Origin of the sequence: Azospirillum brasilense, assembly GCF_003349955.1 — a bacterium.
GTDB lineage: Bacteria > Pseudomonadota > Alphaproteobacteria > Azospirillales > Azospirillaceae > Azospirillum > Azospirillum brasilense_B.
Genome location: NZ_QLKQ01000063.1, coordinates 34,194 through 44,942 on the forward strand (window position 1 = coordinate 34,194; position 10,749 = coordinate 44,942).

Genomic DNA, 10,749 nt, shown 5'->3' on the forward strand with positions numbered 1-10,749 from the left:
GGGATGGAGAGCCCGTCCACCGGCGAAACACCGGCCGCGTTGCCACGGCTGTGCCAACCGGTCGCCCTGCGCGGGACGACGCTGCGCAATCCCATCGTCATCTCGCCGATGTGCCAGTATTCGGCGGTGGACGGCGAGGCCGGCGACTGGCACCGGGTGCATCTCGGCCGCTTCGCCATGGGCGGCGCCGGCATGGTGATGGTCGAGGCGACGGCGGTGACCGCGCAGGGGCGGATCACGCCCGGCGATCTCGGCCTGTGGGACGACCGGCAGATTCCCGGCCTGCGCGGCATCGCCGGAACGCTGAAGGGGCTCGGCGCGGTTCCCGGCATCCAGCTCGGCCATGCCGGGCGCAAGGCGGCCACCCAACGGCCCTGGCAGGGGCATGGCCCGCTCGCCGCCGCCGACGCGGCGCGCGGGGAGCCGCCCTGGCCGGTGATCGCTCCGAGCCCGCTGCCCGTCGCCGATGGCTGGCCGGTGCCGGCGGAGCTGGACCGCGCCGGTCTCGCCGCCCTTGTCGAGGCTTGGCGGACCGCGGCGGCGCGGGCGCTGGAGGCGGGGTTCGAGGTGGTGGAGCTGCATTGCGCCCACGGCTACCTGCTGCATCAGTTCCTCTCGCCGCTCAGCAACCGGCGGACCGACGGCTATGGCGGCGATCCGGCGGGGCGCTGCCGCTTCCCGCTGGAGGTGGCGGCGGCGGTGCGTGCGGTCTGGCCGGCCGACCGGCCGATGTTCGTCCGCCTCTCGGCGACCGACTGGATCGAGGGCGGCTGGACGATCGAGGACAGCGTGGCCTTCAGCCGCGACCTGCGGGACCTCGGGATCGACGTGATCGACTGCTCCTCCGGCGGCATGACCGGGGTTTCGGCCACCGCGGCGGCGGTGCCGCGCCATCCCGGCTTCCAGGTGCCGTTCGCCGGTCGGATCCGGCGGGAGGCCGGGATCGCGACCATGGCGGTCGGCCTGATCCTCGACGGCCGGCAGGCGGAAGCGATCCTGCGCGATGGGGAGGCCGACCTCGTCGCCATCGGGCGGGAGGCGCTGGACGATCCCAACTGGCCGCTGCACGCCCGGCAGCAGCTGTGCGACGGACGCTTCGACGGCTGGCCGGAACAGTCGGGCTGGTGGCTGGCCCGCCGGGCGCGGACGCTCGACCGCAAGCAGGACTGACGCAAGCGGAACCGACGACGCCGGTATCGGACAACGACAGGTGGCGGACCGGCGCGCTCCCCGTGGCGCGGCGGAGGCCTACCCATTGGAAAAGGGATCGACATGAACGCGGATGTTGTTCGCGAAGAGACGGACATCGTGGTGGTGGGCGGCGGCGGCTCCGGCCTGACGGCCGCCATCTTCGCCCGCCGGGAAGGCGCGCGGGTCATTCTGCTGGAAAAGCACACGGAGCTGCGCGGCAGCACCGGCCTGTCGATCGGATCGATCACCGCCACCGGCACCCCCCATCAGCGCCAGGCGGGAATCGTCGACGATCCGCAGGCCCATTTCGAGGATATGGGGAAATTCGCCGTCAAGCTCGCCGGCGACCGTGCGGCGGCGGCCGACAACGAGGAACTGCGGCGCATCCTGGTGGAGAATGTTCCGGCCAGCGTGGACTGGCTGATGTCGCTGGGGGTGACCTTCTATGGTCCGATGCCGGAGCCGCCGCACCGGCAGCCGCGCATGCACAACGTGCTGCCCAACTCGCGGGCCTACATCTATTTCGTGGGGCGCGAGGCGCGCCGCGTCGGCGTCGACGCGCGGGTCAACGCGACGGTGGAGCGGCTGCTGGTGGAGGATGGCCGCGTGGTCGGTGTGGCGGCCCGGATCGACGGGCGGCCGCACGAGTTGCGCGCCCGCCGCGCGGTCGTCCTGGCGACCGGCGACTACTCGTCCAGCCCGGACTGGAAGCGGCGCTTCAACCCGGCGGTCGCCGAGGTGGACGGCGTGAACACGACGAATGTCGGCGACGGGCACCGGTTCGGCGAGGAACTCGGCGCCGAGGTGAAGTTCGGGGAGATCGTCTACGGCCCGAACCTGCGCTTCATGCCGCCGGCCAAGCCCAGCGCCCTCCTGCGGCTGCCGCCGCACCGGCTGCTGACCGGCGCCATGCGCCTGGCCCTGGAAAGGCTGCCGACCTGGAGCCTGCGCCCCTTCATCCTGTCCTTCGTGACCACCTATCTCAGTCCGGAGCCCTCGCTGTTCCGCGAGGGGGCGATCCTGGTCAACAAGCGCGGCGAGCGCTTCACCGACGAGCTGGACCGCCCGAACTACGCCCTGGCCGAACAGCCCGACAAGGTGGGCTATATCGTTTTCGACGACGCGGTGGCGCGCAAGTTCGGCAAATGGCCGCACTTCATTTCGACCGCCCCCGGCGTCGCCTACGCCTACCTCCAGGACTACAAGCGGACGCGGCCGGACCTCTACCATCGCGGCCGGTCGATCGAGGAGCTGGCGGCCTCCATGGGGGTGCCCGCCGCGGCGCTCGGCAAGGCGGTCGGCGCGCACAACGCCTCTCCCGGCGCTCGGCCTCCCATCGGCAAGGGGCCGTTCCATGCGCTGGGACCGGTCAAAAGCTGGATCATCCTGACGGACGGCGGCCTGACGGTGAACCGCAACCATCAGGTGACGCGCGGTGATGGGCAGGCGATTCCGGGCCTCTACGCCGTCGGGTCGGTCGGGCAGGGCGGTCTGCTGCTGGAAGGGCACGGCCATCATCTGGCCTGGGCCTTCACGTCCGGCCGACTCGCCGGCATTCATGCCGCCCGCAACGAGTCCGGGATCACGACGCGAATGTGATTTCGGGCTGTGTCGCGTGAGCGGAACCAGCGCGCACCGGCGCCACGTGGGGCAGCAGCAGGGTGAACGCGGTTCCGGCACCGTCACGGCTGTCGACCTCGATGCGTCCGGCGTGCGCTTCCATGATGCGCCTGACGAGATAGAGGCCGAGGCCAGCCCCGGCACGCCGCCCGACGTTGGGCGACCGGTAGAACTTCTCGAAGATGTGGTCACGGTCGGCCGGCAAGATCGCCGGTCCCGGGTTGTGAACACGCAGCCGCACCGTGCCATCCTCGACCGACAGGGTCACGGTGACCACGCAGGGATTGGAGTATTTGACCGCGTTGTCGATCAGATTCGACAGAGCCACCGACAGCAGCGACGGATCGGCCATGACGGTCGTCGGCCCGTTCGGCAGATCGACGGCAAAGGCGGCGTGACGGTGCAGCAAGGCCAAATCGGCGCACAGCGATCGCGTCGCGTCCACCGCGTCCAGCGGCTGCAAGGCCGGGGTCAGGCTCGCCGCCTCCAGCCAGTCCTCGGCGAGGCAGTCCTCGACCAGCTTGTGCATGCGTTGCGCGGCGCGTCGGATGCGGGCCAGCTTGTCGATGCTCTTTCCCGCCGACCCGTTCCCCATCCCGGTCAGGTCATCCACCGCCACGTGGATGACGGCCAGCGGGTTGCGGAACTCGTGAGACACCATGGCGAGAAAGTTGCGCTGCTCCGCCATGGCCTTGCGCTGGATTTCCAAGGCCGTCTCGGCCTTCCGGCGCGCGGCGTCCAGACTCTGTTCCAGATCCTTGTGGACGGAGATGTCGTTGAGGTTGACGATCAGCGCTTCGCGCCGCGCGAATCCCACCGCGGCGGCGGACACGCGCAGCCACAGCCGCCGGCCGTCGGGCAGGCGGGCCAATGTTTCCGACTCCCATGGCTCGCCCGGCGGACGGCTCCGGGCCTGGAGCATGGTGTCGGGCTCTCCCGCCGCGCCCAGGTCGATCAGATCGGGCAGCCGCGCGCCGATGGCGGAGCCTTGGATGGGGGCCAGGAGGTCGGCGGCCCGCTGGTTCAGGAAGGCGACCGTCAGGCTGTCCGGAAACACCACGAGGATCGGTAGCGGCGACGAGCTGACCAGATCGCTCAATTGCCGCTCGCTCTCCGCCAGCAGCCGGGCGACCCGTTCCCGTTCCCGCACCTCGCCGGCCAGGAGTTCCGCCCGCCGGGCCTCCTGGGTGGCCAGCCGCTCGGCGACCATCAGCACCATGCCGGCGCAGCCGATGAAGGTGAAGGGAATGTTCCAGATGAACAGGACCAGCGCCATGGCGCCGCCGCCCCCGGCGTTCGGCACCATGGTCATCGAACTGCCCAGGGCAAAGGCGACGCGAACCGCCAGGATCGCCGCGTTGACGGCGAACAGGCCGATCACCAGCCGCCGGCCGATCACGCTGCCGTCGTCCCGTCCCACCAGCGCGGCGACGGTGGCGATGGACAGGACGAGCAGCCCGGCGCTGACCAGCGCGACCCGCGCGTTGCCGTCGTCCAGCAGCCAGAGCAGGGGCGTCCCCACCAGAAAGGCGGCCAGATAAGGAACGGCCGGGAGGGGCGGCAGACCGACGAACCGCCGCATCCCCGTGTAGATGAAGCCTTGGCCCAGCAGGAGGATGCCGTTGGCGACGGCGATGCTCAGCCACTCCGGCACCGGGGCGGGGAGCATGCGCAGCAGGAAGAAGACGCCCACCAGGATGTTGCCCCACGCCCAGCCGCGCGGACCGGGCACCGAAGTGTGGAGCTTGTAGAGAAGCGTGGCCACCAGAGCCGACAGGAAGATCATCCCGCCGGTCATGGCGAACAGTGTGTTGCCGTCCAATTGCATGGGCCGCCCCTTGTCCCGCCCGCCGCCGCCTCGAAACCGCGCCGCTGCCATCCGCGTCCCCGCACGCAGGGCGACAGGCGACAGGCGTCGGGCACGAGCACGCCCTCTGCTTTAATTCCTGTTGTCACTCTATCGAGCGATGGCTTAGAGACACAGCACCGTCTTTTTTCACACGCCGCGATTCGCGTAAAGGACAGTTATGACGCCCGACGACGTTTCGGTTTTCCTCGTGGAGGACGACGAAGATTTCCGGGACGCCCTCGCTGATTGTCTTGACGGGGCGGGCTTTCAGGTCCGTGCTTTTGCGGATGCGCTCAGTTTCTACAAGGGTTCTCTGTCCCTGCGACCGGACGTTGCGGTGATCGACATCAACCTGCCGGACGAAAGCGGGCTTGAGGTGCTGGGCCACGTCACCGCTCTGGGCGTCGGCGCCATCCTGCTGACCGCGCGCGGCACCACCAGCGACCGGGTGGCGGGGTACGAGGCCGGGGCCGACATCTATTTCGTCAAGCCCGTGGACACGCACGAGTTGATCGCGGCGATCCGCGGGCTGGCCGCCAAGGGCCGTCGCCGCCTGGAGGCCGCCGGAAGGGGCGCGGAAGCCCCGGCGTCCGAAGGCACCCCACCGATCTGGCGGCTGAAGCAGCGGTCGCATCTGCTGGTCGGTCCGGACCTGCAGGTCGTCCGTCTCGCCGACCAGCAAACCCGGCTCCTGGCTGCGCTCGCCCTGCACGCGCCCAACGCCGCGCCGCGGGACGACCTGCTCGCTGCGCTCGGGCACAACCCGGAATTCAGCGACCGGCAGATCCTCGACTCCGCGATCCGCCGGCTGCGCCGCACCGTCGAGGTGGCCGCCGGCATTCCTCTCGCCGTAACCACCATTCCGCGGGTGGGCTACGCGCTGGGCGATGGCATCGTCCTCGATCCGAACTGAACGTCACGGACGTCGCCGACACTGTCAAGCCGGTCAGAAACCGGTCAGATCCGCGTCACCTTTTGTCCATGTGATTGGTGCGGCTTCTTCTCTATCGTCCAAACCGCCACTTTTGGTGTGCGCAACGCAGCTGAAAGTCGTGGATTTGGCACAATTCTCTAAGAAGACCAGAGAATAAGTGAAATGAAGCCGGATTTTTTAAAGCACCCGCCACGCAATCCGTCCAGCTTTACTCTGAAACCTGCGCTCCTGTTGCGCAGGGACCCGGCGGCATAAGCGGGGCAGACCCGTTCCCGGCGCCTGAGAACTCCAGACTTTGAACACCGACCGAGGCCTCCGCCGCTCGGAGAGCCTTCGCGCATCCTGACCGTCCTTCCGAGGGGAAACACGACCATGGCCGATCCGAATTTCACGCTGCTTGGCACCGCCCTGTTCGGCATCGGAAAAGTCGGACCCAACGGCGTGGCGGGACAGGCCACCCCGGTCTTCGTCGACATCGACGGCGACGGCGATCTCGACGCGCTGATCGGCGATGTGAACGGCGGGCTCACGCTCTACCGGAACGTCGGGACGAACACCTGGCCCTCCTTCACCCTGGCCGGCACGAACCCCTTCGGCCTGAGCAACGTCGGCGGCTGGTCATCCCCGGCCTTCGCCGACCTCGACGGCGACGGCGACCTCGATCTGTTGATCGGCAGCGATTCCGCGAACAGCACCAACGGCTCCCCGCTCACCGGGCGCGGCTACCTGTTCTATTTCCGCAACGTCGGCACGGCGACCGCCCCCAGCTACGTGCTGGCCGGCACCAACCCCTTCGGCCTCAGCAGCACCGGCTTCTACGCCAAGCCGACCTTCGCCGACCTGGACGGTGACGGCGATCTCGACGCCATCATCGGCAGCGGCAGCGGCGACCTGTACGTCTACCGCAACGTCGGCACCCGGACGGCGCCCAGCTTCTCCCTGGTCGGCGTCAACGCCTTCGGCCTTGGGAAGGTCGGCAGCGAGAGCATCAACATGTCCTCGCCGACCTTCGCCGACATCGACGGCGACGGCGACCTCGACGCCATCATCGGCACCAACGCCGGCGACACGGTCGTCTACCGCAACATCGGCACCCGGACGAACCCGAACTTCTCGCTGGTCGGCACCAACCCCTTCGGCCTCGCCGACAGCGGCAGCTACGCCCGTCCGGTCTTCGCCGACCTGGACGGCGACGGCGATCTCGACGCGCTCGTTGGCGAGCAGGGGGGGCGGATCGTCGCCTACTGGAACGGCCCGGCCCCCGTCGCCCCGCCGACCGGCCTGTCGCTCAGCGTCCTGACGGACAGCGGCCTGCGCGGCGACCGCATCACCAACAACACCAAGCCGGCCATCACCGGCACGGCGGTCGCCGGCTCGACCGTGGTCCTCTACGACGGCACCACGGCCATCGGCACCGCGACGGCGGGCAGCGGCGGGCAGTGGACGATCACCCCGACGGGCACGCTGGACGCCGGCGGCCACACGCTGACCGCCAAGACCAGCCTGAACGGCGGCACCTCCTCCGCCTCCACCGCCCTGGTCGTGACCATCGACCTCACCGGCCCGACGCTGGTGTCGGCGACGGTGAGGGGGACGATCCTCACGCTGACCTACTCGGAGACGCTGTACAGCGACATCATCAACAAGTCCGCCTTCACGGTGACGGTGAACGGCGTCGCGGTCGAGATCAGCAACGCCTCCGTCAACGGCTCGCGGATTCTTCTGACCCTCGCCAAGGAGGTCATCCGCTACAAGACGGTGACGGTGGACTACACGCCGCCGCAAACGGGGTCGATCCAGGACGCCAGCACCAACCCCGCCGGCGGGCTGACCGGACAGGCGGTGGTCAACAACTCGCCGGGCGATCCGAACTTCCTGCCCCCCTCCACCAACCCGCTGGGGCTGGGCAACAGCGGCAGCAAGGCCCGGCCGGCCGTCGCCGACCTGGACGGCGACGGCGACCTGGACGTTCTGATCGGCAACGCCAACGGCGATACGCTCTATTACCGGAACGTCGGCACGCCGACGAACCCGACCTTCACCCTGGCCGGCACCAACCCCTTCGGCCTCCGCAACCTCGGCACGTCCGCCACGCCCACCTTCGTGGACATCGACGGCGACGGCGACCTCGACGCGCTGGTCGGCGATCAAAGCGGCAACATCTTCGTCTACCGCAACGTCGGCAGCCGGACGGCGCCCAGCTTCACGCTGGTCGGCACCAACCCCTTCGGTCTCGGCGGGGTCGGCAGCGCCGCGGCCCCCGCCTTCGCGGACATTGACGGCGACGGCGATCTCGACGCGCTGATCGGCAACACGGCCGGAAATCTGGTCCTCTACCGCAACATCGGCACCGCGTCGGCGCCCAGCTTCGTGCTGGAAGGCACCAATCCCTTCGGGTTGGGCAGCGTGACCGGCGCCGCCGCGCCGACCTTCGTGGACATCGACGGCGACGGCGACCTCGACCTGCTGGTCGGCGACGCGAACGGCGACACGGTCGTCTTCCGCAACGTCGGCTACAGCTATTTCCCCAGCTTCACGCTGGTCGGCACCAACCCCTTCGGCCTTGAGACGACGGGGAACCGGGCGACGCCGGTGTTCGCGGACATCGACGGCGACGGCGACCTCGACGCGCTGACCGGCAACGCGGACGGCAACCTGATCGTCTCGCGGCAGGTGCCGCCGCCCGACGCGCCGGAAGGGCTGACCCTCGACCCCGCGTCGGATCTCGGCGCGGCCGGCGACCGGATCACCGGCGACGCGACCCCGACCATCACCGGCACGGCGCTGGCCGGGCTGACGGTGGTGCTGTACGACGGCGCGACGGCGCTGGGGACCACCACCGCCGACAGCGACGGGCTGTGGACCATCACGCCGGGCACCGCGCTGGCCGACGGACCGCGGACGCTGACCGCGAAGACGACGAACAGCGACGGCACCTCGGCGCCGTCCAAGACCCTGGTCGTCACCATCGACACCACGCTGCCGGTCCTGTCCTCGGCAACGGTGAACGGCGCCATCCTGACGCTGAGCTACAACGAGGCGCTGGACCTGATGTCCAAGCCGGCAGCCTCGGCCTTCACGGTGAAGGCGGGCGGCGCGACGGTGGGCGTGACCAACGTCGCCATCACCGGTTCGGTCATCACCCTGACCCTGGAATACGCGGTCCTGCGCACCGATACGGTGACCGTGGACTACACCCCGCCGCAGACAACTCCGGCGCGGGACGTCGCGGGCAACGGCACCGCCACGCTGACCAGCCAGCCGGTGAGCAACCAGACCGACCCCTACTTCAACCTTCTGGGCACCAACCCGTTCGGCCTCACCAACGCCGGGGCGAACGCCACGCCGACCTTTGCCGACATCGACGGCGACGGCGACCTGGACATGCTGGTCGGCATCCGGAGCGGCGACTCGATCTTCTATCGAAACGTCGGAACAACGACGGCGCCCAGCTTCACGCTTGAAGGCACGAACCCGTTCGGCATTGGAAACGTCGGCTCCTACTCCTACGCCGCGCCCACCGTCGCCGACATCGACGGCGACGGAGACCTTGACGTCTTCATCGGCAACGCGTCCGGCAACACGATCTTCTATCGCAACGTCGGGACGGCGGCGGAGCCCAGCTTCACGCTGGTCGGCACCAACCCGTTCGGCATTGGCCAGAACAATTATGCAGCTCCGACGTTCGCGGACATCGACGGCGACGGCGACCTCGATCTCTTCGTCGGCGGCATGTACGGCAACGTCCACTTCTACCGCAACGTCGGGACAACCGCGGCGCCCAGCTTCACGCTGGTCGGCAACAATCCGTTCGGCCTTACGAACATCGGCGGCGAAGTCCGGCCGGTCTTCGCGGACATCGACGGTGACGGCGACCTCGATGCCATCATCGGAAACAACAACGGCGACGACGTGGTCTTCCGCAACGTCGGAACGACGGCGGCGCCCAGCTTCACGCTGGTCGGCACCAACCCGTTCGGCCTCAAACCCCACGGCTACCAGGTCCGGCCAACCCTCCTGGACATCGACGGCGACGGCGATCTCGACCTCGTGATCGGGAACAGCGGCAACATGGTCGTCTACCTGCAGGCGCCGCCGCCGCCCGGCGCGCCAAGCGGCCTCGGCCTTGCCGCCGCGTCCGACAGCGGCGTGGCCGGCGACCGGATCACCAACAGCACGGCTCCCGTCATCACCGGCTCGGCCGCGTCCGGAGCGACGGTGGTGCTGTACCAGGGCGCCACCGCGATCGGCACCGCCACCGCGGTCAACGGGCAGTGGACCATCACGCCGACCGGCACCCTCGCCCAGGGCAGCCACACCCTGACCGCGACGGCCACCCGCGATGGCAGCACCTCCCCGGCATCGACCGCTCTCACCCTGACCATCGACACCACGGCGCCGAACGCCCCGGCGGTGACCAGCGCGGCGCTGACCAACAGCACGGCGCCAACCCTCGCCGGCACGGCGGAGGCGAACAGCACGGTCACCGTCACGGTGGGTGGGGCGACCTACACCACCACGGCCGCCCCGGGGACCGGCGCCTGGAGCGTGGACCTGTCCTCGGCCACCCCCGACTCGGGCACGCTGAGCCTGAACGCCAACGGCGCCAACCCCGTGTCCGTCACGGCGACCGACGCCGCGGGCAACACCTCTGCGGCCGGCACCCAGTCGCTAACCATCGACACGACGGCGCCGGATGCCCCGGCGGTGACCAGCGCCGCCCTGACCAAGGCGGTGAAGCCGACCATCAGCGGCACGGCGGAGGCGAACAGCACGGTCACCGTCACGGTCGGCGGCGCCACCTACACGGCCACCGCGTCGGGAACCGGCGCCTGGAGCGTCAACCTCGCCACGGCCATTCCGGCCTCCGGCTCGCTGGGTCTGAACGCCAACGGCACCAACGCCGTGTCCGTCACCGCGCGCGACGCCGCCGGCAACGTTTCCTCGGCGGGGACGCAGACGCTGACCATCGACACGACGGCGCCGAACGCTCCCACCGTCACCAGCGCGGCACTGACCAACAGCGCGGCGCCCACCCTCGCCGGCACGGCGGAGGCCGGCAGCACCGTCACCGTCACCATCGGCGGGGCGACCTACACGACCACGGCGACCGGCGGCACCTGGTCCATCGACCTCGCCACCGCGACGCCGGTCA

5 protein-coding genes are annotated in these 10,749 nt (G+C 69.7%); 4 read left to right on the forward strand and 1 reads right to left on the reverse strand.

Features of this window, described 5'->3' with window-relative positions:
• Positions 1–3: 3 nt before the first annotated feature.
• Positions 4–1,170, forward strand: a complete 1,167-nt coding sequence (locus tag DXK32_RS23565) for an NADH:flavin oxidoreductase/NADH oxidase (RefSeq protein WP_114860730.1) — start codon at positions 4–6, stop codon at positions 1,168–1,170.
• 102 nt (positions 1,171–1,272) lie between these two features.
• Positions 1,273–2,790 carry an FAD-dependent oxidoreductase gene (locus tag DXK32_RS23570; RefSeq protein WP_114860731.1) on the forward strand — a complete coding sequence of 506 codons (1,518 nt, stop codon included), beginning with the start codon at positions 1,273–1,275 and terminating at the stop codon, positions 2,788–2,790.
• On the opposite strand, the gene DXK32_RS23575 is transcribed toward DXK32_RS23570, so the two are convergent.
• On the reverse strand, positions 2,774–4,639 hold the full coding sequence (locus DXK32_RS23575) for a sensor histidine kinase (RefSeq protein ID WP_114860732.1): 1,866 nt from the start codon (positions 4,637–4,639) through the stop codon (positions 2,774–2,776). The genes DXK32_RS23570 and DXK32_RS23575 overlap by 17 nt on opposite strands.
• Before the next feature lie 199 nt (positions 4,640–4,838).
• Here DXK32_RS23575 and DXK32_RS23580 point away from each other — a divergent pair, with 199 nt between their 5' ends.
• Together DXK32_RS23580 and DXK32_RS23585 are read left to right on the forward strand one after the other, a co-directional pair.
• A complete protein-coding gene (locus DXK32_RS23580) occupies positions 4,839–5,573 on the forward strand; it encodes a response regulator transcription factor (RefSeq protein WP_114860733.1) in 735 nt (244 codons plus the stop codon).
• Positions 5,574–5,966: 393 nt separating this feature from the next.
• Positions 5,967–10,749: beta strand repeat-containing protein (locus tag DXK32_RS23585; protein ID WP_205215815.1), on the forward strand; the 4,783-nt coding region annotated here is incomplete at its 3' end.

What these genes read in the sequence shown, in the direction of transcription:
- DXK32_RS23580 (WP_114860733.1), top strand. Translation starts at nt 4,839, where the DNA reads ATGACGCCCGACGACGTTTCGGTTTTCCTCGTGGAGGACGACGAAGAT.
- DXK32_RS23575 (WP_114860732.1), bottom strand. Translation starts at nt 4,639, where the DNA reads ATGCAATTGGACGGCAACACACTGTTCGCCATGACCGGCGGGATGATC.
- DXK32_RS23570 (WP_114860731.1), top strand. Translation starts at nt 1,273, where the DNA reads ATGAACGCGGATGTTGTTCGCGAAGAGACGGACATCGTGGTGGTGGGC.
- DXK32_RS23565 (WP_114860730.1), top strand. Translation starts at nt 4, where the DNA reads ATGGAGAGCCCGTCCACCGGCGAAACACCGGCCGCGTTGCCACGGCTG.